The sequence below is a fragment of the Acidisoma sp. S159 genome, assembly GCF_009766125.1.
In the GTDB taxonomy this organism is placed as follows: Bacteria; Pseudomonadota; Alphaproteobacteria; order Acetobacterales; family Acetobacteraceae; genus Acidisoma.
This window is the reverse complement of sequence record NZ_LMUG01000008.1, coordinates 93629-117253: the sequence shown is the minus strand read 5'-3', so window position 1 is coordinate 117253 and position 23625 is coordinate 93629. Positions and strand designations below refer to the sequence as shown.

Annotated in this window: 21 protein-coding genes; 4 read left to right on the top strand and 17 right to left on the bottom strand. The window is 65.0% G+C overall.

The window, feature by feature from the left end:
* The first annotated feature begins 226 nt into the window (after positions 1–226).
* The 3 genes from GSQ92_RS03865 to GSQ92_RS03855 all read left to right on the top strand — a co-directional run bounded on the left by GSQ92_RS03865 (position 227) and on the right by GSQ92_RS03855 (position 4803).
* Positions 227–2743, top strand: coding sequence for a ligase-associated DNA damage response DEXH box helicase (locus GSQ92_RS03865; protein WP_158802399.1), 2517 nt, complete (start codon positions 227–229; stop codon positions 2741–2743).
* Between the two features lie 17 nt (positions 2744–2760).
* On the top strand, positions 2761–3450 hold the full coding sequence (gene pdeM, locus GSQ92_RS03860; RefSeq protein WP_158802122.1) for a ligase-associated DNA damage response endonuclease PdeM: 690 nt from the start codon (positions 2761–2763) through the stop codon (positions 3448–3450).
* Positions 3451–4260: 810 nt separating this feature from the next.
* Complete coding sequence (locus tag GSQ92_RS03855) at positions 4261–4803, top strand: hypothetical protein (protein WP_158802121.1); 543 nt, start codon at positions 4261–4263, stop codon at positions 4801–4803.
* A 70-nt stretch (positions 4804–4873) separates the two neighbouring features.
* On the opposite strand, the gene GSQ92_RS03850 is transcribed toward GSQ92_RS03855, so the two are convergent.
* The 7 genes from GSQ92_RS03850 to GSQ92_RS03820 all read right to left on the bottom strand — a co-directional run bounded on the left by GSQ92_RS03850 (position 4874) and on the right by GSQ92_RS03820 (position 11559).
* Positions 4874–5251, bottom strand: coding sequence for a DUF2218 domain-containing protein (locus GSQ92_RS03850; protein WP_216849963.1), 378 nt, complete (start codon positions 5249–5251; stop codon positions 4874–4876).
* A 2-nt stretch (positions 5252–5253) separates the two neighbouring features.
* Positions 5254–5868, bottom strand: coding sequence for a PadR family transcriptional regulator (locus GSQ92_RS03845; protein ID WP_158802120.1), 615 nt, complete (start codon positions 5866–5868; stop codon positions 5254–5256).
* Between the two features lie 65 nt (positions 5869–5933).
* On the bottom strand, positions 5934–7106 hold the full coding sequence (locus tag GSQ92_RS03840; protein ID WP_158802119.1) for a benzoate/H(+) symporter BenE family transporter: 1173 nt from the start codon (positions 7104–7106) through the stop codon (positions 5934–5936).
* 68 nt (positions 7107–7174) lie between these two features.
* Positions 7175–8449, bottom strand: a complete 1275-nt coding sequence (locus GSQ92_RS03835) for an MFS transporter (protein ID WP_216849962.1) — start codon at positions 8447–8449, stop codon at positions 7175–7177.
* 6 nt (positions 8450–8455) lie between these two features.
* Positions 8456–9229: a ferredoxin--NADP reductase gene (locus GSQ92_RS03830; RefSeq protein WP_158802118.1), complete on the bottom strand. Its 774-nt coding sequence runs from the start codon at positions 9227–9229 to the stop codon at positions 8456–8458.
* Positions 9230–9310: 81 nt separating this feature from the next.
* Positions 9311–10591 carry a D-tagatose-bisphosphate aldolase, class II, non-catalytic subunit gene (locus GSQ92_RS03825; protein WP_158802117.1) on the bottom strand — a complete coding sequence of 427 codons (1281 nt, stop codon included), beginning with the start codon at positions 10589–10591 and terminating at the stop codon, positions 9311–9313.
* Entirely contained in the window at positions 10588–11559 is a 972-nt protein-coding gene (locus tag GSQ92_RS03820) for a sugar kinase (RefSeq protein WP_158802116.1), read from the bottom strand. Before GSQ92_RS03820 ends, GSQ92_RS03825 begins: the two co-directional genes overlap by 4 nt.
* A 95-nt stretch (positions 11560–11654) precedes the next feature.
* Between GSQ92_RS03820 and msrA the strand changes: the two genes are divergently transcribed.
* Complete coding sequence (gene msrA / locus GSQ92_RS03815; protein WP_158802115.1) at positions 11655–12203, top strand: peptide-methionine (S)-S-oxide reductase MsrA; 549 nt, start codon at positions 11655–11657, stop codon at positions 12201–12203.
* Positions 12204–12359: 156 nt separating this feature from the next.
* On the opposite strand, the gene GSQ92_RS03810 is transcribed toward msrA, so the two are convergent.
* From GSQ92_RS03810 to GSQ92_RS03765, 10 genes are all read right to left on the bottom strand, one after another.
* The gene (locus GSQ92_RS03810) at positions 12360–13826 is read right to left on the bottom strand and encodes an ATP-binding protein (RefSeq protein WP_159013055.1); all 1467 of its coding nucleotides are present in this window, start codon (positions 13824–13826) and stop codon (positions 12360–12362) included.
* Positions 13823–15541: a response regulator gene (locus tag GSQ92_RS03805; protein ID WP_159013054.1), complete on the bottom strand. Its 1719-nt coding sequence runs from the start codon at positions 15539–15541 to the stop codon at positions 13823–13825. Before GSQ92_RS03805 ends, GSQ92_RS03810 begins: the two co-directional genes overlap by 4 nt.
* Complete coding sequence (cheB, locus tag GSQ92_RS03800; protein ID WP_254066557.1) at positions 15538–16623, bottom strand: chemotaxis-specific protein-glutamate methyltransferase CheB; 1086 nt, start codon at positions 16621–16623, stop codon at positions 15538–15540. The genes GSQ92_RS03805 and cheB overlap by 4 nt, the downstream gene beginning before the upstream one ends.
* Positions 16620–18713: a response regulator gene (locus GSQ92_RS03795; protein ID WP_159013053.1), complete on the bottom strand. Its 2094-nt coding sequence runs from the start codon at positions 18711–18713 to the stop codon at positions 16620–16622. The genes cheB and GSQ92_RS03795 overlap by 4 nt, the downstream gene beginning before the upstream one ends.
* Before the next feature lie 86 nt (positions 18714–18799).
* On the bottom strand, positions 18800–20464 hold the full coding sequence (locus GSQ92_RS03790; RefSeq protein ID WP_159013052.1) for a methyl-accepting chemotaxis protein: 1665 nt from the start codon (positions 20462–20464) through the stop codon (positions 18800–18802).
* 6 nt (positions 20465–20470) lie between these two features.
* Positions 20471–21010: a chemotaxis protein CheW gene (locus tag GSQ92_RS03785; RefSeq protein WP_158802110.1), complete on the bottom strand. Its 540-nt coding sequence runs from the start codon at positions 21008–21010 to the stop codon at positions 20471–20473.
* Entirely contained in the window at positions 21007–22395 is a 1389-nt protein-coding gene (locus GSQ92_RS03780; RefSeq protein ID WP_159013051.1) for a protein-glutamate O-methyltransferase CheR, read from the bottom strand. The genes GSQ92_RS03785 and GSQ92_RS03780 overlap by 4 nt, the downstream gene beginning before the upstream one ends.
* Positions 22385–22903 (bottom strand): chemotaxis protein CheW, encoded by a 519-nt coding sequence (locus GSQ92_RS03775; RefSeq protein WP_159013050.1) that lies wholly within the window; start codon positions 22901–22903, stop codon positions 22385–22387. Before GSQ92_RS03775 ends, GSQ92_RS03780 begins: the two co-directional genes overlap by 11 nt.
* Before the next feature lie 32 nt (positions 22904–22935).
* A complete protein-coding gene (locus tag GSQ92_RS03770; RefSeq protein WP_158802107.1) occupies positions 22936–23139 on the bottom strand; it encodes a hypothetical protein in 204 nt (67 codons plus the stop codon).
* A gap of 101 nt (positions 23140–23240) precedes the next feature.
* Complete coding sequence (locus tag GSQ92_RS03765; RefSeq protein ID WP_158802106.1) at positions 23241–23609, bottom strand: DUF779 domain-containing protein; 369 nt, start codon at positions 23607–23609, stop codon at positions 23241–23243.
* Positions 23610–23625: the final 16 nt, after the last annotated feature.

The following is a 23625-nucleotide window of genomic DNA, read 5'->3' as shown; positions in this document are numbered from 1 at the left end:
ACTCCTCGATTCATGCGCAGACGAGAGATAGCCGGACGGTTGTCTGCCAGCAACATCCGACCGCACCCCTAAGCGCAGCGTTATAGAACGTCTTAAACGTCATCTTTGCGTCACGCTAACGTTTCGTGCTGTTTGCAAAGATACCCACAGCGCCATCCCCGCCGCACCGCACCAATGAGAGAAAGTGGCTGGGCCGACGCAGGATTCACGCTATGTTCTCGTCGCGATGAGCAGACGCCGCCCCGCCGCCCTTCCCACGCTTCCGCAATCGCTGCCCCCGGCCTTTGCCGCATGGTTCGCGGCGCGCGGGTGGCGGCCTCGGCCACACCAGATTGACGTGCTGGAGGCGGCACGGGCCGGCAGCCATGTCCTGCTGATCGCACCGACCGGAGGAGGCAAGACGCTCTCCGGCTTCCTGCCGAGCCTGATCGCGCTCGCGGAACGCCCCGTCCCGGCCGAGGATGCGCCGCCGCGTGGTGTCCACACCCTCTATCTCAGCCCGCTCAAGGCGCTCGCGACCGATATCGCCCGCAACCTGATGGACCCGGTGACCGAGATGGATCTGCCCATCCGTGTCGAGACACGCACCGGCGATACGCCGCAGAACCGCCGCCAGCGCCAGCGGGAAACGCCGCCCGATATCCTGCTTACGACGCCCGAAAGCCTCTCGTTGCTGCTCTCCTTGGACGGCGCCCCCACGATGTTCCGCGACCTACGCAGTATCATCCTCGACGAGGTGCATGCGCTGGCGGGCACTAAGCGCGGCGACCTGCTCTCCCTCGGCCTTGCCCGGCTCGACCGGCTGGCGCCCGAAGCGGTGCGGATCGGACTGTCGGCGACGGTCGCGCATAAGGTGCCGCTGGCGGCCTATGTCTCGGCCGATGGCCAGGGCGGCAATGTCACCCTCATCGAGGTGGCCGATCCGGCGCCGCCGGACCTCTCGATCATGCTGCCGGCCGGCCACCTGCCCTGGTCGGGCCATATGGGCCTCGCCTCCGCGCCGGATATCCTGGAACGGGTTAAGGCCGCCGGCCTGACCATCATCTTCGTCAATACCCGTGCCCAAGCCGAGTTGCTGTTCCAGGATATTTGGAAGATTAACGAGGACACTCTTCCTATCGCCATCCACCACGGCAGCCTGGACGTTCATCAGCGGCGCAAGGTCGAGGCCGCGATGGCCGAGGGGCGGCTGCGCGGCGTGATCGCCACCTCCTCGCTCGATCTGGGCATCGACTGGGGCGGCGTCGATCAGGTGATCCAGGTCGGCGCACCCAAGGGCGTCTCGCGTCTGTTACAGCGCGTTGGCCGCGCGAACCACCGCATGGACGAGACCAGTCACGCCATCCTGGTCCCGGCCAACCGCTTTGAGGTTCTGGAATGCGAAGCGGCACGCCAGGGGGTGGCCGCCCGCGAGCTGGATGGCGACGCGCCCCGGCCCGGCGGGCTGGATGTTTTGGCGCAGCATCTTCTCGGTCTCGCCTGCGCCGCACCCTTCCTGCCGGATGAGGCCTTCGCCGAGATCACCCGAGCGGCACCCTTTGCGGCAGTGGACCGCGCGACCTTCGAGGCAGTGCTGAACTTCGTGGAAAACGGCGGCTACGCCCTCGCCGCCTACGAAAGATATAGGAAACTATTCCGCGATTTCGAGGGCCGGGTGCATGTCCGCAACGCCCGCGTCGCGCGCCAATACCGCATGAATATCGGCACTATCGTCGAGGCGCCGATGATCAAGCTGCGCCTCGGCCGGGGCGCTTTCCTGGGCGAGGTCGAGGAATGGTTCGTCTCCGGTCTAACGGCGGGCGACACCTTCATGTTCGCCGGCCGCTTGCTGCGGTTCGTGCGGTTGCGTGAAACCACCGCCGAGGTCGCAGAAGGCGGAAGCGGGCCGCCTCGCGTGCCAACCTATGCCGGAGCCCGGCTGCCGCTCACCACGGGCCTCGCCGTCCGTGTGCGCGGCCTGATGAGTAATCCGGAAAGCTGGCCGGCGTTCCCCGAGCCGGTGCAGGAATGGCTCGCCATCCAGCGGGAACGCTCCGCGCTGCCCGGCGCCGACGACTTGTTGGTGGAAACCTTCCCGCGCGGCGGCCGCTGGTATCTGGTCGCCTATTGCTTCGAGGGTCGTAACGCCCACCAGACGCTCGGCATGCTCCTCACCCGCCGCATGGAGCGTTTCGGCATCGGGCCGCTCGGCTATGTCGCGACCGATTACGTGCTCGCCGCCTGGTCGGCGCATGAGCCGCATGACATAGCGGCACTCTTCTCCCAGGATATGATGGGCGACGATCTCGAAGCCTGGATGGCCGAGAGTTCAATGCTCCGGCGCACCTTCCGCAATGTCGCGGTGGTGGCGGGGCTGATCGACCGGCAGATGCCGGGAGCCGAGCGCAACCGGCGGCAAGTGACCGTGAACAGCGATCTCATCTACGACGTGCTTCGCCGCCACCAGCCCGATCATATTCTGCTGCGCGCGACCTGGGCCGATGCCGCGGGCGGCCTCACCGATCTCGGCCGCCTCTCCGGCATGCTGCAGCGGGTGCGCGGGAAAATTCACCACGTCATCCTCGATCGCGTCTCGCCGCTGGCCGTGCCGGTCATCCTCGACATCGGCCGCGAGCATGTGCAGGGCGAAGCCGAGGAGGATTTACTGGCAGAGGCGGAGGCTCTTGTCGCAGAGGCAACAGGGGAGGAACATGCCGAGAACGTTCTTGCCAGATCACCGCGCTTCGACCTGAGGTTCACCTAGAATATGAAGTTCCGCCTATGACAGCCGCCCTTCTACATCTGGCTGGCGAGCGCCTCATGCTCGATCCCGCTGGTGCCGTCTTCTGGCCCGCCGCGAGCATGCTCATCTTCGCCGATCTGCATCTGGAGAAGGCGGCGGCCGCCGCGCGGCGCGGGCGCCTGCTCCCGCCCTATGACAGCCGGACAACTCTGGACCGTATGGCGCTGTTGCTACGGCATTATCGGCCCACGCGGGTTGTCGCGCTGGGTGACAGCTTCCACGACGAGGAAGGCGCGCTGAGCCTGCAGCCGGCCGATCGCCAGCGCCTCGCGCTGATGGCGGATGGCGCGGCCTTCACCTGGGTGCTGGGCAATCACGATCCGGCCCTGCCGGAGAGCTTGCCCGGCCACGTCGTGCCCGACTGGGCGGAGGGACCACTCGTCTTCCGCCACGAGGCACGGGCGGGCGTGCCGCCGGAGGGTGAACTCTGCGGCCACCATCATCCCAAGGCGAGCGTTCCGGTGCGAGGGCTGGTGGTCACCCGCCCCTGCTTCGTGACCGATGGTCACCGGCGGCTGATGCTGCCAGCTTTCGGCGCCTATACGGGCGGCCTGGATGTGAGCGACGCCGCCATCGCGTCCCTGTTCCCACGCGGCCCGCGCATCTTTCTGCTGGGGCGCGAGCGGCTGTACCACTTTCAGCTCGCGCGGGGCGCGCGGGCGGCGTGATGTCGTTACGCTTCCTTAGGCCGTTCAGTGCAATCCTCAGCGTGACGAGAAGCCAACAGCACTCAGGAAAGACCATGACGCGCTCATCTCCCGTTGCCTCGGCACCGCGGCAAATACCAGTGGAAGCCGGCCCCGATGGCAGTTTCCGCGAAACGTAGAGGAATTTGCTTAGCCGAAATAAACCACAGAAGCCTGCCGCAACTCCGTGGGTGCAGCGGCAGTACGTTGCGGTTGCGCCTCTAAGGCAACAAGGTCCAGGTCAGCTAGGTTCATCAATATTCATCGGCCCACGCGATGCGGTTGAGCAGTACCTCAACCCCCGCCCGCGAAGCTCGGTTTTCCGTGTCAACGCACCGCGACGAGAGAGCACCGATTCCATATTTTGACGGCGATCCTTCACTTCGCACCCCGTAGTGCCGGAGTGTAAACTCTGCGACCACCATCTCCCAAGGCGAGCGTCCCGGTGCGTGGGCTGGTCGTCACGCGCCCCTGCTTCGTCACCGGCGGCCACCGCCCCCTGATGCCAGCAGCCCGCGTATCTTCTGCTGCGACGCGAGCGGCTTTGCGTCCTTGCTCCGCGCAAAACATCGACCTTATGTCGCAATGCGATCCCTGTTGTGGATCAGAGCGCCTCGCGAGATGAGGATCCCAAGTATTCCGGCAACGACTTAAAGCCGTTGTGAAGCTCAATATACGCGATGAAATCAGCGTTCGCTTATCGAAATATATACCGCGATGAAACAACCTAAATGCGAGTTTCAATCGCGATCCCGGAAGGCAACGGGGCGCGACATAAAAGGACGCAGATGCATGACGTGGATACAACCAGGGGGCCGGCCTTCCAATAGAGATCCGTCGCCACCAGCTCAAAAAAAGTTCGAATTGCATCCCGCAAAATCAAACAGCAAGCAAGGCCAATTTCCTCAAGACAAATTCTTTCGTCCGCATGAGCAGCCACGGGAAATCGCGTTAATTCTGAATCCAACGCCACAGAATATCGCGTTCGTTGGACCACCTCTGCCTCAAAAGCCCCCAAGCTTTCTCTACAGGTTTGCCTGCAACTTGACGCGAAAGCTGAAGCCATCGACCTACCACATTGATCCAGGAACGATTCGAGCAGCTGCCCAAGCGGGTGCCAAACCGGACGATAGAATCGAAACAGCCAATTGGATCATCAACACGGCAGCTGCGGCCATTCTGAGAACTTCAGATGAAACGACAAAGGCATCTCTGCGTAATTTCCAGCATCTCGCTACAGCTTATAAGAATTCGCTATCCGGCGGGCCCCCTACGAACGTCGACATATATTCGCTTCGAATTCAGTACTACAATCTGGCAAACTCGTTGCTCTGATCTACATCTAGACTGTAAGCCAAAAAAATCGACCGACCCCTCACCAATCTCGTTCAGCGATCGTCGACCGTCAGCCGGCGGCGCTCCAAACTATCGCCGCCGCCTGCTCCTCCGTCATCTCGCGGAAGGCGAAGCGCTGCAGGTGGCTGATGATGACCCGCTGCAGCTGAGCCATGTCCTCCGCATCCGGCGCCGTGGCGCGCATGCGCAAGCCGGTCGCTTCGGCAATCGCGTCGCAGGTGCCGAAGGAGAAGGTGATCTTGCCGTCAGCCTCATTCAGCACTACCGGCGCGCGATGCGCGAAATGCTTGCAGAGCTGGCCCATATAGCGGGCCGGGCTGGGCGTTTCCCAAAACGTCTCGGTTACCAGCATCCTCGTCGTCTCCGTTGCGGGGGCGGGATTAGCCGCCCCCGTCTGGTTAAGGGAGAGCATAATCTCGCCGATCATGCTCAGGCCCGTTCGATAGCACGGGCGGCGGCATCCAAGGCATCGGCGATAGCCTGAGCCTCGCCATCCGCCAGCGGACCGCGTGACAGGCGCATATGCAGCGCGGTCCGCATATTCTGCACCGCCCGCACTACTTGCGGCGACCGGTTGCCCGAGGACGAGGCCGAAGTCCGCTCCATGCGAGCGAAAATCGCATCTACGTTCGGCTTATTCGCTGCGAGATCGGCCTGGCCTTCCTCGGTGATGGTGTAGAGTTTGCGCCCGCCGCCGGTCTCGCTGACGGTGGCAAAGCCCAGCTCGTTGAGTAGCGTCAGGGTCGGGTAGATCACTCCCGGGCTCGGGCTGTAGCTGCCGCCGAGCTTCTCCTCGATGGCCTTGATGATCTCGTAGCCATGGCGCGGCTGCTCGGCGATCAGCGCGAGAAGCACAAGTCGCAACTCCCCCTGATCGAAGACCCGGCCGCGACCGCCTCGCCCCTCATGGCGATCGTGACCCCATGGGCCATGCCGTCCGTGTCGGCCGCCGAAACGGCCTTCGCCGTCCCGCTCGCCGCGCGGGCTGTCCTCGTTGTCATGGGCGAAGCGGCGGCCCCAGCCGAGATGATGATGTCCAAACATGTCGTGTCCTTTCTTGGTTCGACACGCTCAAGATATATCGCTGAACCGAAGAGTCAAGATATATCTTAGACAGCTCTTCTGAATAGCCCTTTGCCCTGGATCGCCAGCACCGCGCAGCCCGCCGCCAGGCCCCAGAAGGCGCCTCCGATGCCGAGGAAATTGAGACCCGAAGCCGGAATGAGAAACGTAAGAATGGCGGCGTCGCGCTCCGCCGGTTCCGCGGTCGCGCCGGCCAGTGCACCGCCGAGGGGGCCGAGCAACGCGAGACCGGCGACCGCGGCAATCAGCACCGGCGAGGACAGCGCGATAAAGGTCGTGATGGCGCCCGAGAGGAGTCCGAGGAAGATGTAGCCGACCCCGGCGACCACCGCGGCCCACCAGCGCCGGGCCGGGTCAGGATGCGCATCCGGCCCGGCGCAGAGACTCGCCGTAATGGCCGCGAGGTTGAGCATGTGACCGCCGAAGGGCGCCGTCAGGAAGCCAGTAAACCCGGCGCTCGCGAACAACAGGCGCGGAGACGGCCGGTAGCCGTTCATATGCAGCACGGCCAGGCCGGGGATATTCTGCGACGCCATGGTCACAACGAATAGCGGGATGGTGACGCTGGCGATCGTCGCCCAGGCGAAGTGCGGCTCGATCAGGGTCAGCACCGGGTGGAGCTGCAAGCCGGTGCTGCCGTGATGAAGCGCCAGGCCCGCCAGAATCAGCGTCGCGACCACGGCGGCCGGCACGGCATAGAGCCGCCGGAACCGCCCCACCGCGGCCCAGACGAGCAGAATGATGATCGCATCACGCGGTTGCTGTTCGAGTGCCTGCACCGGCGCGAGGCAAAGCTCGAACAGCACGCCCGCAAGCATGGCATTGGCGAGCGAGCGCGGAATGGCGGAGACCAGCCGGCCCAGCGGTGTCCAGAGTCCCGCGAGGATCACCAGAAGGCTCGCCAGCATGAAGGCGCCCACGGCATAGCCATAGCCACCCGGAACCGGTGGCGCGCTGATGAGCAAGGCAGCGCCCGGCGTCGACCAGACGACGCTGACCGGCACGCGCGTCCCGACACTCAGCAAAATGCCGCAGACGCCCATGGCGACCGAAAGCGCCAGCAGCGCGGAGGCTGCCTGCGTCGGCGTGGCGCCCGCCGCGCCCAGGCCTCGCAGGATGACCGCAAAGGAGGAGGCGAAGCCGATGAGTGCCGCAAGCAGCCCCGCCGAGGCGGCTTGCGCCGATAGTCCATTCCGCATGGCCGCTGGTCCCTCCGTCGCAAGACGAAGGTCCAGAGCGGTGCGGTCAGGTCAAGAGCCCGGCCACCTCATGCTGATCGCACCGCCAGCGGCTGGATGTGGCTGAGGCGCCACGACAATAGTAGCCCGATTGCGATGAGCGTGCCGGTCATGCCCGTGACGCCCGTCCAACCGAAATGGCCCCAAAATACGCCGCCCAAGGTGCCGACCACGCTCGAACCGCCGTAGTAGAAGAACAAATAGAGCGACGAGGCCTGCGCCTTTGCGTGGCGCGCCCGCGCGCCCACCCAGCTGCTCGCGATCGAATGAGCGCCGAAAAACCCGAAAGTGAGAACCAGCACGCCGAGAATGACCAGGACGAGACTGTGCGCCTCGGTGAGCCCGGTGCCGACCGCCATGATAACGAAGCCGACCCACAGCACCCGCCGCCGCCCCAGCCGGCCGCCGAGATTGCCCATCCAGGCGGAACTGAAAATGCCCACCAGATAGGCCGCGAAAATGAACCCCACCGCCGACTGGCTGAGGTCGAAGGGCGGCGCCAGCAACCGATAGCCGAGGTAATTGTAGATCGCGACGAAGCCGCCCATCAGCAGGAAGCCCTCAGCGAAAAGCAGCAGCAGCGCCTCGTCCTTGAGATGGGAGGCGAAGGCACTCCCGAGGCTGGCAAGTGACAAGGTCCGGCTGCGGAAGTTGCGCGACGCCGGCAGGCACCACCAGGTCACGAGGCTGCCGACGAAGGAAAATAGTCCTATCAATAGGATTGAAGTCCGCCACCCCATGTAGTCGGTAAGCAGCCCGATGATGAGCCGCCCGAACATCCCGCCCACCGCATTGCCGCCGATGAACAGCCCCATCGAAAGACCGATGGAACGGGGGTGCATTTCCTCCGCCACATAGGCCATCGCCACCGCCGGCAAACCGCTCAGCGTTACCCCCATGAGGGCACGCACGATGAGAAACCCTGTCCAGCTCGGCATCACGGCGGAGAGCAGCATTAGCAGCGAGGATGCGACCACCGAGGCGATCATCATCGGTTTGCGGCCGATGCTCTCGGACAGGCTGCTGGCGCCCAAGAGGCACACCGCCATCAAGCCGGTGGTCAATGACAGCGCGAAGCTCGAATGCGCCGCGCTGACGTGAAACTCCCGCGAGAACACCGGCAGGAGCGGTTGGATCGAATACAGCAGCGCGAAGGTGGAGAAACCGGCGAAGAACAGGCCGAAGGTCGCCCGGATAAAGGCCGGCGTCCAATGCTCGATGAGGTCGACGATCTCCCGCACAGAGGCGCTGGCATTCTGTGCCAGGCCCGAAGCTGAACCGGGCCGGAGACCGTCTCTTGCCATGAAGGGCTATTTCTCCACGAAGGCCTTCTCCACCACGAATTCCGCCGGCTTAGCGTGGCTCCCCTCTTCGAAACCCTGACCGCGCAGCCAGGCGGTCATGTCCGTCAGCATCTCGGGACTGCCGCAGAGCATGAATCGATCGCGCGCCTTGTCGATCGGCGGCAGGCCAAGCTCCTGGGTCAGGGTGCCGGAGGCGATGAGGTCCGTCAGCCTGCCGCGGTTGCGGAAGGGCTCGCGGGTGACGGTCGGGTAATAGATGAGCTTGCCGCTGACGAGATCGCCGATCAGCTCGTCGCCCGGCAGATCGCGCTGGATGTAATCGGCATAGGCAAGCTCTGCGACTTGCCGCACCCCATGGACCAGAACCACGCGCGGAAAACGCTCGTAGATCTCGGGGTCCTTGATGATCGCCATAAAGGGCGCAAGGCCAGTGCCGGTGCCGAGCAGATAGAGCGTCTCGCCGGGCAGCAGGCTGTCGGCGACCAACGTGCCCACCGGCTTGCGGCCGACGAGAACGGTATCGCCCTCACGAATATTCTGCAGGCGGGAGGTCAGCGGACCATCCGCCACCTTGATGCTGAGGAATTCCAGGCCTTCCTCGTAATTGGCGCTGGCCAGACTATAGGCGCGGAGCAGGGGTTTCCCCTCGATCTCCAATCCAATCATCGTGAATTGGCCATTGAGGAAGCGGAAAGCGGGGTCGCGGGTAGTCTGGAAGCTGAATAACCGGTCCGTCCAGTGATGAACCTTAGTCACGGTTTCAGTATTGAACGCCGCCATAAGCCGCTCGCCTTCCGACTTGGATGCCGGGGAGATAGTCCCGCCATGCCCTTTCTGCCAAGCGTCTTCGGCGAAACCCTCCTATCTCGCCATGCTGGCGGCAGCGTAGAGCCGGAGCACATCGCGCACGGATTCGAGGGCCAGACTGCGGGCATCGGCGGCAATGCGGCCCTCGGCCACGCGGTCGGAAAGCCGCGAAAGGAACTGGCTGACGAGGGTCGGTGGGATCGGCCGGTCGCGGAGACGCGCGAAGAGTTCATCGACAGCCGATACCGCCTCGGGCTCGGCCCAATAGTAGCGGATGCGGTCGCTGTAGCTGAAGTGACGCAGCAGCCGCTGCTCCGCGGGGGTGCCGTGGTAATGCGCCTGCCAGTTGCCCGGCTTCTCGACCATGAGCCGCTCCATGACCGATGGAAGCCGTTCCACCCCGTCTCCCTCGATGAGGCACGAGGCGATGGCGTCGAGGCCGTAAAGCGCCTCGCGCAGGGCAAAGGTCAAAGCGGGTCCGACCTTGAGGATAGGAAAACCATCCTGCACCAACGCGGCTAGGGCGTCCTCGCTTTGGTAGTCCGTTGAATGCGCCTCGAAGACGAGGCTCGGCAGGCCTTCCAGGCTCGCAGACAGAGCGGTTGCCGCCTCCGGCTTGTATCGCGCCACGCTGTCATGACCAAACTCCACGCCGGGCTGTACGACCAGGGCCACAACCCGGCTTAGGGCGTCGTCGAGACCTAGAGATATAAACATATGTTTATGTATCTCATAGGTCTTAAGCGGTGCGTCCGGCGCGGTGACATGCATGTGGTCGAGAGCTTCGAGCGCGCCGCCCGGCGTCGGAACCTCTGTTCCAACAACGTAATACGGCCGTGAGCCGATCTCCGCGGCGGCCGCTTCGGCGACAGCGGCAAGCTTCGCCGCGCGCTCGGCCGTCACCGTATCGGACAGCGCCACCGGCTCACCGGCGCAGCCCATGCTCGTATCGAGATGCAGCTTGGCGAAGCCGGCCAGCGCATAGGCCCGCACCATGGCCCCGGCCTCGGCCATCGCCTGTTCCGCGGGCAGGGTTTTCCAGGGGTTGGGACCGAGATGGTCGCCACCGAGGATGATACGGTCACGCGGAAAGCCCAGCCGCGCGGCGATGCCTTCGACGAAATCCCGAAAACCCGCCGGGGTCATTCCGGTGTAGCCGCCATGGTGGTTGACCTGATTGCAGGTCGCCTCGATGAGCGCCGGGCCACCATCCTCGCTCGCTTGCAGCAGCGCTGCCTTGATGACCAGCGGATGGGCCGAACAGACGGAGGTGATGCCAAAGGGGCGTCCCGCTGCCCGTGCCGCGACGAGGCTCGCAAGGATGTCGGCGCTCATTGCACCGCGCCTTCGCCGATTAGCGCGTCGAGTTCCGCGAAGCTCGAAGTACCCTCCATGGGTCCCCGCCGGGTTACGGCCAAGGCGCCCGAGGCGGCGGCGTAGCGCAGGCAATCGGCGATGGGGCGGCCCTGCAACCGGCAGGTGACGAAGGTGGCGCCGAAACAATCGCCCGCGCCGGTTGGGTCCAGTTCCGTCACCGCGAAGCCGGCGATGCGGCGGTCCTGCGTGCTGTCGTGATAGCTCGCCCCTTCGGCGCCGCGCTTGACGACGACGGCCGTGATGCCACGGCCGAGAATCTCGGCGATCGCCGCCGCTTCCGTCTTCGCCTCGGTTAGCATGGTGAGCTCCGCGCCACTCGGCATGAAGATGTCGCAGGCGGAGAGCATATAGCTGATCGCCTGTAGCACATCCGGCGCGCCTAGGATTTCTTTCCGTACATTCGGGTCGAATGAAATCGTGCCGCCCCTGCCCTTCACCGCCGCCACGGCCTCTTGTGTTTCGCGGATCAAACTGGCGGAGCTCAGCGAGGAACCCATCACATGGAGATGCGCGCAGTCGGCGAGCAAGGCGGCGGCGGCCTCTGTCACCCGCGTCTGGCCGGCGGCGCTGTTGCGGATATTGAAAACGAAGTTGCGGTCGCCGCTTGTCGTATAGCGCACGAAGGCGCTGCCGGTGACCTGATCATCCCGCACCTCGATCCCGCTCACGTCGCAGCCGTCCCGCTTCAGCCGGTCGATATTCACCCAGCCGAAATCATCGTCGCCGACGCAGCTAATGATGGCGCAGGGCTGGCCGAGCTTCGCCACCTGGTCGATGAAGATCGCCGGGGCGCCGCTGGGATAGGGACCTGTCAGCTCGATCGGCGCGCGGAAACCGTCGCCGGGCTGTGTCGCCATGATCTCGACCAGGATCTCACCGATCGTGACAATCCGGCCGCCAGCGGCAGCGCTTTCCGCAATAGCCATGCAGGACCCTCCTCCGCGCATCCGGCCCCTTTTGCCGAGTGCTCACGATGCCGATATGCCGTGTGAGGCGGTTGGTCAAAAAACGGAGAGCGACAATGTCAGTCGAGCAAGCGGTATTGGGTGGCGGGTGCTTCTGGTGCACCGAGGCGGTCTTCCAGGAACTGAATGGCGTGTCGGACGTCCAGTCCGGTTATGCCGGCGGCCAGACGCCCAGTCCGACCTACGAGCAGATCTGCACCGGCCGCACGGGCCATGCGGAAGTGGTGCGCGTCAGTTTCGACCCCGAGGTCCTGTCCTTCGCGGATCTGCTGCGCGTGTTTTTCACCACCCATGACCCGACGAGCCTCAACCGCCAGGGCAACGACGTCGGCACCCAGTACCGCTCGACGATCTTGGTGACCGATGATGCCCAGGCGAAGGTCGCCCGCGAAGTCATCGCGGAATTCGAGGCGAATTCCGTCTGGGGCAAGCCGATCGTCACCACGATCGAGCCGCTGCGCCAGTTCTTCCCGGCCGAGCGCGAGCATGACGACTACTATTCGCGCAATCCCAACGCCGGCTATTGCCGCGTGGTGATCGCGCCGAAGGTCGCGAAGGTTAGGAAGGAATTCACAAGCCGGCTACGGAAGCCTGCGGCGGCTTAAGCCTATAGACCTCGAAGCGATCCCCGCCCGTCATCCTTGGCGAAGGCCGAGGGTCCACGCCTTCGCTCGCGGCCCTGAAGGCAAGGCGTGGATGCTCGGCCTTCGCCGAGCACGACGATAGTAGCCACCAGACCGCAACCGACGACGCGGCGGCCTTCATCGCCCTTTCGGCGGTTCGTGGGAGCGGCGGAGCAGCATCTCGACCGTCGTGCCCTGTCCCGTCGCGCTGGTGACGCGGGCGACGCCGCCCGCTTGCTGCGCCAGCCCGTAAACCATGGATAGGCCGAGCCCGGTGCCCTTGCCGATCGGTTTCGTCGTGAAGAAAGGCTCGAACACACGGCTCAGCACTTCGGGCGGGATACCGGTTCCCGTATCGCTGACCGACACCACCACATAGTCGCCCGGCACAAGGTCGAGCCCCTCCTCCACGGCGCCAAGGTTCCGCGTGGCGAGGGTGATGCGGCCACCGGCGGGCATGGCGTCGCGCGCATTGATACAGAGGTTGAGCACGGCGAGTTCGAGCTGGTCGGGATCGACATGCGCCGGCCAAAGATCCGCCGCAAGCGCCTCCTCGATCTCGATACCATCGCCAATACTGCGCAGTATAAGATCCTGCATCTGCCTGATCAGCGCATTGGCATCCACCGACCGAGGTGCCAGATCCCGTTGACGGCTGAAGCTCAGAAGACGCTGCGTGAGGGACGTGCCGCGCTCCGCCGCCAATGTGGCGTTGCGCAACAGCCGCTCCACGCGTTCGTCTCCAGTCACGCGACGCACCGCCAATTCGAGGCTGCCCAGGATCGCGGTCAGAAGGTTGTTGAAGTCATGCGCGACGCCGCCCGCCATCGTGCCAAGCGCCTGCATCTTTTCCGCCTGATGCAGCCGGGCCTCCATCCGCCGCCGATCGGTGATGTCATGTTCGAGCCGCGCGAGGTGGGTGATCCTGCCATCCCCCGCCCGTACCGGAACCCGCGTTACCTGCCAGAGGCGCGGGCCCTCCGGCATCGGCAGTTCTTCGGTCGTCTGAGAATTGCGTCCTAGGGACAACACGACGTCATCCGCCTCGGCGGTTTCGCCGATTTCGCGGCGGCCGATCCAATCCTCCGCGACGCCGCCGAGTGCCGACGCTTTGGCGGCGTTCAGTCGCACGAAGCGCCCCTCGCGATCCTTGAAGGAGACGCCGTCCTCGCTTCCTTCCATCAAGCCGCGCAGCAACGCCTGTTCGGTCGTCAACGCGCGGCGCAAATGGCATTGCGCATGCGCATTGGCGATCACGCTCAGCAGCAGCACCGGCTCCCAAGGCTTTTGTGCATAGCCCGAGATGCCGCCGAGGTTGATCGCATTCACCACGGCGTCGAGATCCGCATAGCCCGTGAGCAATATCGACTCCGCGTCCGAAATCCCGCGCGCCTTGGCGAGCAGCACGTCGCCGGTCATTCCGGGCATCCGCTGATCGGAAACGATGACGGAAATCGCCGGCTCCTGAAGGAGTATCTCCAACGCGGCCTGCGGCGAGTTTGCGGCCCAGACGTCATATTCGTCTTCGAGCAAATCGCGGAGGGCGGTCAGGATCTCGGGCTCGTCATCGACGAGGAGAATCATGCCGCGAGATTCGGCGCTCATGCGCTTACCGATGTTAGGGGAACTAACGGCACACGAATGATGAAGGCAGCACCTCCGTAAATCGAGGTTTCGATAGCGAGGGTCCCTTGATGCGACTGGATCACGTTATAGGCGATGGCGAGGCCGAGGCCGGTTCCCGAGCCTATTGCCTTGGTCGTGAAGAATGGTTCGAAGACCCGGTGCCTAATTTCGTCTGGGATGCCTGGCCCTGAGTCACCCACGGCGATCTCATACCATTCTTCGTCGGCCTTGGTGGAGATGTCGATGTGACCTTTCCCCTCGATCGCATCCGCCGCATTGCTCACGATATTCATCACCACCTGGTTCAGCAGCGCCGGCGAGCACCACAGCGACGGCGGACCCTCATAATGCCGGGTGACCTCGATCCGCTCCCCGAGTTTCGGGCCGAGCAGGAACAGCACGGTGTCGAGACCCGCCGGGATATCGACATGCTGGAAGCCGCCGCTATCCATGCGCGAGAAGCGCCGGAGGCTAAGAATAATGTCCTGTATGCGCTTCAGTCCGGTGCCCATTGCCTGGGTCCGGTCGCGCGCCTTGGCGATCGTGCGGGCGACCCGTGCATTCTCGGCGGCTTCGGGTTCGACCTGGCCGAGTAGACGCTCGACGGTTTGCTGATGCGCCAAGATGAAGGCGAGTGGATTGTTGATCTCATGGGCGATGCCGGCCACCAGCTCGCCCAGCGACGCCATCTTGGCCGCCTGCACCAGCTTCGCCTGAGTGTCCCGCAGTTTCTGGTTGGCTTGTTCGAGGTCGTGATTTGCTTGCGTAAGCGCGACCGTCATGCGGGCGCGCTGCTCGGTCAGCGCGTGCTCGCGCTGCTCGGCCACGCTGCGGCGGGCGTCGTCCTGCAGTAGCTTGCGGCGCACGACCGCTCGGATACGCACGCGCATGACGCCGGGATCGGGCTGCGCCGGGATGCACTCGTCGACCCCCGCATCGAAAGCGCGCGCCAACAGATCGCGGCCGCCGCCCTCGGCGCGCTCCGTGCCGATGATGAGGAACGCAGCCGCGTCGGCCGTAACCTCCGCCGCGCGCTCACGTAGCGCGTTGATGCGACGACAGGCCTCGATGCCGTCAAAGCCCGAGGCGCGCAGCCCAACGAGCACGCAGTCGATCGGTCGCCCGGTGTCCCGCAATCGGTCCAGTGCCGCCGTGGCATCGTCCAAGGCGTCGATGCGATAGCCATCCCGGGTCAGCAGCTCCGCCACGTTGTCGCGGGACAGGCCTGGATCGTCGAGCAGCAGCACATGGATGCGGCGAAGCGGGGCCGCGCTGCCGTCAGTCTCCTCCATCGTTGCGACCGTGGGCCGCTGCCGCAGCAGCGCGCGGATGCGCAGGATCATGAGATCGTGGTCGGCGGTCTTGGAGATATAAGCGTCGGCGCCGCTCTCCAGCCCGTCCCGCTCGGTTTCCCGCTCCGAGGCATTGGTGAGCATGAGGAGCGGCAGCGACCTCGTTCGGGTATCGAGTCTGATCTGCCGCGACAGCTCGCCGCCGTTCATTCCCGGCAGATGATAATCGGCGACGACCAGATCGGGGAGGCGCCGGCTGAGTTGATCGAGCGCCGCTTCCGCCGAGCCAGCGCGATCCACGGTGAAGCCGGCTGCTTCCAACATGCGGCGGATGGCGAGCGCCTGGGTCTCGGAATCCTCGACGACCAGCAGATGGGGCACGCGCATGGCGGGGCTAGTCATTGGCCGTCGCGGCCGGCGGTCAGCCGCAGCATCTCGCCGGCGATACTGTCGAGCGGCAGGCTGAGGGCGGAGGCACCCAGGCGGACCGCCGCCTGCGGCATGCCAAAGACCACCGCTGTGCTCTCATCCTCCGTCAAAGTGGTGGCCCCCGCCCGCCGCATCGCCAGCAAGCCCTCGGCGCCATCCTCGCCCATTCCAGTGAGCAGCACACCGAGCGAAGCCGCCCCCGCCGCCTCGGCGAGCGAGCGGAACAAAACCGTGCCCGATGGCCTCTGTCCCGCGACCGGTCCCTCTAGCGTCAGCCGAAGGCGGGCGTCGTGTGTGAGGCGCAGGTGGCTGTCGCCGGGCGCGACATAGACCATGGAGGGTTCAGCCACTTCACCATCGACGGCGATCCGCACCTTGAGCGGGACGAGGCTGTCGAGCCAGGCGGCGAAGCCCGCGAGAAACGGCGTGCCCATATGCTGCACGACGAGAACGGGAAGCGGGAAATCAACCGGCAATGCGCTCAGCAAACGGGCAAGCGCGCTCGGTCCCCCCGTCGATGCGACGATGGCCACTATCCTCGGCCGCACGAGGCCTGCCTGGGCGCCCGGCGGCAACCGAGACGCTCTGGTAGAGCCGGAAGGTCGGAACGCGCGCTGCCGGATGACGGGCACCTGACTCATGATAAAAAGCTGTGTGCGAATGGTCTCGGCGATCGTGTTATGGCCGTGATGGCTGAAGCCTGCGGGCTTCTCGACCACGGCCAGCGCCCCTGCCCGCAGGGCGTTCATCGAGATCATCAGAGAAAGGTCCGCAACCGCGTCGGCGATCACCACGATCGGTGTAGGCTGACGCGTCATGATGAGCCGCGTCGCCTCCAGCCCATCCATGCCTGGAAGTCGGATATCCATCGAGATGACATCGGGCCTGACAAGCGGCAGAGCCGCCAATGCGTCCTCCGCTGAGGACAGGGTGGCGACCAGCTCAAGGCGAGGATCAGCGGCAATGATGTGGCGCAATAGCGCCTGCACGACGGGCGAATCCTCGACGATCATCACCCTCACCGGCTTGCCCAAGGCCGGCGCGCCGCCGCTCATAACAGCCTGCCGATGGTTTGCAGCAGGTCGCGCTGGTCGAAGCTCTGTTTAGCTATATAGGCGTTGGCGCCGAGATCGAGGCCACGACGGATATCAGCGGCGGCGGCGCGCGAGGTCATGACAATGACGGGGATCGCGGCCAGAGCCGAATCCTTCCTCATCGCTTCCAGCAGGGCGAAGCCATCCATGCGGGGCATTTCGATATCGGCCAGCACCATGTCAACCACGGCATCCGATCGCAGAACCTCCAATCCCTCTATCCCGTCGACCGCGACAAGAACGTGATAGCCATTCGCTTCCAAGATGCTCTTTTCGAGAGTCCGCGTGGTGATCGAGTCATCGACCACCAGGATCGTCCGGCGGGCGGCCGGCCTTGGGCCGGCCTGCACCTCCGCCTGAGCCGCCACTTGCGGGCCATGTTCCACGAGGCGTTGCCAGCGCGCGAGCAGGCCAGGGGGTGACAGCAGCATCGCTGGCCGCTCCTGCTCCAGAAACACGAAGCCCTGTACGAGTTCGGTGTCGAGGCCGACGACCTCCGCGGCATGCACGAGCATCGAGCGCACGTCCCTCAGAGCGTCGACCACGATCGCCAAAGACCCTCCGCCGGTCTTGCGTAGCTGCACCAACAGCAGGCTGCCTTCCGGCATCGGCAATTCCTCACCGCCGAGGCCGAGCAATCGGCGAAGCGCGATCAGCGGAATGGCGTCCGCGCTGTCAGTTTCTGGCCGCAACACGGGATGACCGGCCCGCCGCTCGATGCGGGACGCGGGGAGGCGAACGAGCCGTTCCACCGCGAGGCTGGGCAGGCCGACGACATAGCCGACACCGCAGTCGAGCAGCAGCACCGATTCACGCGCCACCGACAACGGGACGTTGATCTCGACGACCGTTCCGCCGCCGGCGCGCGGCAGGAGGCTCGCGGTTCCTCGCAGCGCACGCGCCGCCTCGGCGACGATGGAGAGGCCGAGGCCGCGCCCGGCCAAAGCATCCGCATCCGCGCGGGTCGAGAAGCCCGCCTCGAAGACGAAGGAGAGGATAGTCTCGCGGCTGGCGCTGGCCGCGGCTTCCGTCGAAATGAGGCCGGCGCTCACGGCGCGCCTGCGGATTGCCGTGAGGTCGGGGCCCGGCCCGTCATCGGTCACGGTCACGCGCAGCCGATCAGCGTCGCGGACAAAAGCGAGGCCGATCTCAGCCGCGTCCGGACGCCCGCGCGCGCGGCGGCGTGGCGGCACCTCGGCACCATGACTGACGGCGTTCCGCAGTAGCTGGATCACGGGATCCTTGAGCGCCTGCAACACCCTGCGATCCGCCTGCAGATCCAGACCCTCGACGATTGGTGCGACCTCGACACCCTCCTCCTGGGCCAGGTCGCGCAGCATCCGCGCTGGATTTCCGAAGACGGTTTCGGCGGTGACGAGACTGAGCGCCTCGATGCCGCCAAGCAGCGTCGAGACGGATTGGTCCAGTGCCCAGGCGGTGTCCTTATACTGCCGCCGTGCCTCCGTCACCTGCCGCGCCGATTGCCGAAGTTCCTGCGCGAGGTGGAGCAGCGTGGGTGACGGAGACGCCGCACGCAACAAGGGAGTCAGCAGCTGCGTCGCCCGGCGCGTCGAGCGGGCGATCGCGTCGAGCCGCTCTTCGAGATGCTCGTGTCGCTCGGCAGCCCGCGCGACTTGCTGCGCGTTGGTACCGACGGCCGCGAGGCGCGCGCCATTGATGCGGAGGAGATCGATCGAGGCGGCGGCCGTCTCCACGCTCTCGGGTTCGGCTTTGATGTCGGGCACAGCGGCGGCGACTTGCGCGATTGCGTCCAGCGCATCTTCGATTGCCGAGGCTGCTCCTTCATCGAGACGGGTTTCGCCATCGAGCAGCGCGGCAAGTAGAGCTTCGAGATCATGCGCGCGATGTTCGACCTCGGGCCGGCCGACGGCACGGGCCGCGCCCTTCAGCGAATGAATGCGCCGAAACATATCCTTAAGATCCGGGGGCTGCCCGCTTCGGGCAATGTCGAGACCGTGCCGCACGACCGCCAAATGCTCGCGATATTCCGCATCAAAGGCGGCGAGCAGCTCTGTTTGGATATCCTTCACCGCACCGCGCCGCTTTCCAACGCAAACACCACCGCAATGCTCTGCAAAAGCCAGAGATCAATGCCGGGCTTCATCCCTCTGCTGCCTCACACCCGGTAGCGGTCCGCGAGGGCCACGAGCTGGTGCGACAACTCGGTGAGATTGCCCGCGGCAGAGTCGAGTTGCCGGGTCCCGGCGGCAGTCTGCTGGCTCGCCTGGCGGATGCTTTGCAGTGCCGTCATCACCTGCTCCACACCGATCTGCTGTTGGTTGGTGGAGGCAACGATCTGCTGGAAGGTCTGCACGCTCTCCCGCACGCTGCCGGTGATTTCCTCGATCGCGCGATGCGTGAGGTCAGTACGCTCCTTACCGGCGGCGACGCGCTTGACCTGCTCCTCGGCCAGCATCACCGAAGTGTTTATGCCGCGCTGGATTTCGCCGAGGATGGAGCGCACCTGCACCGTCGCCTCCTTCGCCTGATCCGCCAGGATCTTCATCTCGGAGGCGACCACCGCGAAGCTGCGGCCCTTTTCACCAGCCGCGGCGGCCTCGATCGCCGCATTGAGGGCGAGCAAATGCGAGCGCTCCGCGATGTCGTTGACGACCATGATGATGTCGCCGATCGCCTGGGTCTTCTCGCTGAGCGCCACGATATTGCCCGCGACCATGCCGCCCTGGTCGCGAATGAGTTCCATCGCGCGCGCGGTCTCGACCACCGCCTGCAGTCCGCTGGCGCTCCGCTGGGTGGCGGCCTCAGCCGCGACGATCACCTCCTCGGCGCGGCGCGCGATGCGGGTGCCGGAATGGGTGATTTCATCGGCGGTCGCCGCCGTCTCCTGGATCGCCGCAAGTTGCTGCTCGACGCTAGCCGCCTGTTCCTGCGTGGAGGCGCGGATTTCGGCGGCAGCGGCGTTGAGGTTGCGCGTCACATCGCGCGTCTGCACCGCCAACTGCCGCAGCCCAGTCACCATCGCGTTGAGCGTTCCGCCGAGGCGGCCCAGCTCATCATGCCCCGCGCGTGTGGGCGGCGTCGTGAGATCGCCCTGTCCCACCACCTCAGCGAAACGCACGTAGCGCGCCAATGGCCGGACGATCGAGCGCTGGATGAGGAAGGTCATCAACAGACACAGCAGGGCCGCGCCGGCTGCGGCGACAATCAGCGAAGTCCGGCTCGTATTGTAAATGAGCTCGATCCTCCGCTGCCCGGCCTCAACGCCGACGTTGAGCGCATCCTCGGCCTGCCGCAGCGTGACGACGAAGTCCGCTCGCAGTGAGATCAAGCTCGGTTCGACAGCCATGACCCCGGCCGCATCATTCCGCGCGAGATCGTCGAATTGCTTGTCCGAACCAGCCCGGAGTGACTGGAGGCGGAGCCGTGCCTGCCGCAGGAGCTCGGCGGTTTGTTGCCAGGCGGATCGGCGGCCAGGGTCGAGGGCGGTTTGCTCGTAGGTCGCGGTGGTGGTGATCGCCTGGTCGAGCAGGGATTCCGTCGTGTCCGCCTGGGCGTCCCACCGCGTCGCGACCGCATGGATGGCGGCTGCGGATGAAGGATGCATCATGGCCTCGAGCACCGCGGCCCGGCGGGACTCGTTCATGTTGGACTGACTCTCGGCGATCTGACCCAGAGCGCGGTAGGCGGCGAGGTCGCGTGCGACGATCGTCTCAGTCGCATAGCGGACGCTGGAAATCTCCCAAAGGCTGAAAAGCCCGATGCCTACCAGCAGAAGGATGCTGACCCCAAAACCAAGAAGCAGGCGCGTGGCGATGGTCACAATCGTCTAGGCTCCAAGGATTGGGACAGGCAGGCCCAAGCGCGCGGCGAGGAAGGCAGTATCGATAGGCATGACCGGACGGCCCGAAAGTTCATGCGCCCCCTCGGCGACAAGAGCGGAGGCTTCGTCACTGCCAAGCGCGGTGGAAATCAGACCCAACACCTGGGGCACCCGCAGTCCAATACACGGCTTCTCATGGGTGAGCAGGAGCAGATGCCCGTCGCTCGGATGCTCGCTCGATGCTTGAAACAGGCGCGCGCTGTCGATCACGCTGTAGACGGCACCCATCCAGCCCAAGACGCCAATGCAGGAGGGCTGCCGGCTGATAATCGGCATGCAGCGGGCATAGGGCAGGACGGCTCGGACCTCCTCGGGACGAATGCCATACAGCTCACTTCCCTCCTCCCATACCAGGAGGCTGTGGACCCTGGCGGCCGTCCGATCGGATTGGCTGAGGCCGCGCACAGCCAGACGCCGGCTGCGTTCGTCGAGCACGCGGCCTTCCCACGACCGCTGTCCCATGTCAGGGGCCGGTATTGTGCTCACGGCTGCGACGCCTGATCGACCATCGCCGGTTCGACTGCCAAGACCGCGCGTGCGAGCAGGTCGCCGGCGCGGAGGCCGTCACCTTCCTCCAAGACCGTGTCCTCGGGCACCGCGCGACAAAGCTCCGTGACGACGCTCATAACCCTTCGGCCACTCTCGGCCGCGCCGCCCTGAAGCAGCAGGAGGCCGAGATGGTAATGCGCCATCACCATGTCATTGCTGAGGTAGATCGCACGGCGCAACGCCGCTTCCGCGCGGGTTCGGTCGTTGGCCGCTTGGGCGAGCAGCGCGTCGTAGTAATGGAGCCGATGGTCGAGCGGGTGGGCCTGCAAGGCCCCGGCACAGCGTAGCGCCGCCTCCTCCAGCCGTCCGGTGTCAGCCAAAGTTCTGATCCGGTCCAGATCACGATCCTCGGCGCGCGCCGAGGCGATCACGCGAGGCTGCGGCGCCTCAGCCGGCCTCGGTGCGTGACGCGGCGGAAGCCGGTGGGATTCCGGCGCCGGAGGCTCGGACAGAGCGGCTGGGACCTCGGCGAGTTTCGTCACGCCCCGCGGCCTGAAGACCCGAGTGGCCTCGATTTGGACGACGTCAAGCTCCGGCGGTATGTCGGCCAGGGCATCAGAATATCCGATCATAAGCCAGCCACCTGACGAGAGGCATTGCCCCAAGGCTGAAAGCATCGGCGCCGCCTGATGGGCGCCGAAGTAAATCAACACGTTGCGGCAAAGGATAAGGTCGAAGCCTCTCCACTCCGCCGGCGGCTCGGGCAGCAGATCGAGCAGGTTGTGGCGGCGGAACTCGACCCTTGGCCGGTGCCGCTCATGCAGCCGCCATGCGCTGGGCCTAATGTCAGCGTCAAAATCGCGCGCACGTTCCACATCGGTCATCCCGCGCAAGCTCCAGGCGCTGTAACGGCCCTTGCGCGCATTGACGAGCGCCTGCTCGTTGATGTCCGTTCCGATGATGTCCACGCGCCATGTGGGCAAGGCATCGCCGAGCAGCCGCTCGATCAGGATCGCAAGCGAATAAGGTTCCGCACCGGTGGAGCAGCCGGCGCTCCAGATGCGTAGCCGGCGACGGTTCGTTGCGGCGTTCAGGAGGTTTGGAAGGATCGTGTCCCGCAAGACAGCGAATTGCTCGCTGTGGCGGAAAAAGAAGGTCTCGCCGACGGTGACTACGGCTTCGAGCGCCCGCCACTCGGCATCCCCGGTCACAGGGTCCGCGAGCACCGTTTCATAACCAGCAAGGTTGGGAGCACCGACTTCGCGCGCCCGCTCGTCGAGCCGCTTTCGCAGCAAAGCGTCCTTGTCGTCGTAGTAATGGTGTCCAGTGTGGGCAACGACCGCCTGCTTCAGCCGCTTATAAGCCGCTTCTTCAGCCTTCATCCGCGCTCTCATCCAGCGCGGACGGCCAGCCGGATGCACGGGCCGCCGCTCGCTGGGAAAACTCGCCAAGACGCTGCCGCTCCAACGCCGTCAGCAATCGCGCGAGCGACAGCAGCGGTATCAGATCGTCGCCGAATGAGACGTTCGCGGCGACGCAGCCGTTGAAGCTTTCCTCCTCTGGCTGCGGGCAAATCACTCCCGTGCGCGTGCCCGTGGCGCGGCGAACGAGAATTGCCGCGTCAGCGACGTCCTCGGCATTCCTCGGCAAAAGGATGTGGTGATGGAACAAGCCGTTCTGGTCAATTTCCGCGAGATCGAGCAGGCGCGCCAGATCGATGACCACCTTGGATTTGCCGCCGAGCATGAAGACCCCGCGCACGACGAAAGGCATCGAGGTAACAGGCGCGAGACGCGGCGTGGGAAGAACCTCCGCGATATCGGTAAGGGCGAGCGCAAGCGTGGCACTGCCGACCGCGAGCATCAGGAAGCTGGCCGAACCGTCACTCATCGCTCGGTACGTCCGGGGTCTCCACGCTGATCCTACTTTTGCGGCTTCTCCGAAGCGGTCTCGGTCTGGAAACGATCGCTGGTGGGATGGCCCTTCGGCTCATCGCCTTGGCCCATCTCCTCCGGAACACCGTGCTTGGCCGCGTGGTCGTCTTGCTTGCTTTGCGGCGGGTTCGGCACGGGCTTGGCCTCGCCTGTCTTTGGGGCGCCTGCTTTACCCTTGGGCGTTGCGGTCATGTTGGTCTCCTCCCGGGTTGCCCCACGGCAATCATGCCTGTGGTACAACATGTAAATCCGGGACGGCCGAATGCAACGCGAGACGCTTCGCCGCTATACGGTCAGACCGGCGCTAACTGCGCGTATTCTTCGTCGGAATAGATGCGCGAACGGGTAAGGAAGCGCACGCCGCGGCCATTCTCCAGCGAGAACATGCCGCCTTTGCCTGGCACGAGATCAATGATGATCTGGGTATGCTTCCAGTAGTCGAATTGCGACCGGCTCATATAGAAGGCCGCGTCGCCGATCTCTCCGAGCTGAACATCGGAGTCACCGATCATGAAGTCACTCACCGGGTAGCACATCGGCGAGGAACCGTCGCAGCACCCCCCTGACTGGTGGAACAGCACCGGCCCGTATTCGCTTTGCAGGGTCGAGATGAGGTCCAAAGCGGCTGGCGTCGCTGTCACGCGAAGCGGTGTTACGTCCATGGCGTCACCTCTGATC

What these genes read in the sequence shown, in the direction of transcription:
- GSQ92_RS03865 (WP_158802399.1), top strand. Translation starts at nt 227, where the DNA reads ATGAGCAGACGCCGCCCCGCCGCCCTTCCCACGCTTCCGCAATCGCTG.
- pdeM (WP_158802122.1), top strand. Translation starts at nt 2,761, where the DNA reads ATGACAGCCGCCCTTCTACATCTGGCTGGCGAGCGCCTCATGCTCGAT.
- GSQ92_RS03855 (WP_158802121.1), top strand. Translation starts at nt 4,261, where the DNA reads ATGACGTGGATACAACCAGGGGGCCGGCCTTCCAATAGAGATCCGTCG.
- GSQ92_RS03850 (WP_216849963.1), bottom strand. Translation starts at nt 5,251, where the DNA reads ATGATCGGCGAGATTATGCTCTCCCTTAACCAGACGGGGGCGGCTAAT.
- GSQ92_RS03845 (WP_158802120.1), bottom strand. Translation starts at nt 5,868, where the DNA reads ATGTTTGGACATCATCATCTCGGCTGGGGCCGCCGCTTCGCCCATGAC.
- GSQ92_RS03840 (WP_158802119.1), bottom strand. Translation starts at nt 7,106, where the DNA reads ATGCGGAATGGACTATCGGCGCAAGCCGCCTCGGCGGGGCTGCTTGCG.
- GSQ92_RS03835 (WP_216849962.1), bottom strand. Translation starts at nt 8,449, where the DNA reads ATGGCAAGAGACGGTCTCCGGCCCGGTTCAGCTTCGGGCCTGGCACAG.
- GSQ92_RS03830 (WP_158802118.1), bottom strand. Translation starts at nt 9,229, where the DNA reads ATGGCGGCGTTCAATACTGAAACCGTGACTAAGGTTCATCACTGGACG.
- GSQ92_RS03825 (WP_158802117.1), bottom strand. Translation starts at nt 10,591, where the DNA reads ATGAGCGCCGACATCCTTGCGAGCCTCGTCGCGGCACGGGCAGCGGGA.
- GSQ92_RS03820 (WP_158802116.1), bottom strand. Translation starts at nt 11,559, where the DNA reads ATGGCTATTGCGGAAAGCGCTGCCGCTGGCGGCCGGATTGTCACGATC.
- msrA (WP_158802115.1), top strand. Translation starts at nt 11,655, where the DNA reads ATGTCAGTCGAGCAAGCGGTATTGGGTGGCGGGTGCTTCTGGTGCACC.
- GSQ92_RS03810 (WP_159013055.1), bottom strand. Translation starts at nt 13,826, where the DNA reads ATGAGCGCCGAATCTCGCGGCATGATTCTCCTCGTCGATGACGAGCCC.
- GSQ92_RS03805 (WP_159013054.1), bottom strand. Translation starts at nt 15,541, where the DNA reads ATGACTAGCCCCGCCATGCGCGTGCCCCATCTGCTGGTCGTCGAGGAT.
- cheB (WP_254066557.1), bottom strand. Translation starts at nt 16,623, where the DNA reads ATGAGCGGCGGCGCGCCGGCCTTGGGCAAGCCGGTGAGGGTGATGATC.
- GSQ92_RS03780 (WP_159013051.1), bottom strand. Translation starts at nt 22,395, where the DNA reads ATGAAGGCTGAAGAAGCGGCTTATAAGCGGCTGAAGCAGGCGGTCGTT.
- GSQ92_RS03775 (WP_159013050.1), bottom strand. Translation starts at nt 22,903, where the DNA reads ATGAGTGACGGTTCGGCCAGCTTCCTGATGCTCGCGGTCGGCAGTGCC.
- GSQ92_RS03770 (WP_158802107.1), bottom strand. Translation starts at nt 23,139, where the DNA reads ATGACCGCAACGCCCAAGGGTAAAGCAGGCGCCCCAAAGACAGGCGAG.
- GSQ92_RS03765 (WP_158802106.1), bottom strand. Translation starts at nt 23,609, where the DNA reads ATGGACGTAACACCGCTTCGCGTGACAGCGACGCCAGCCGCTTTGGAC.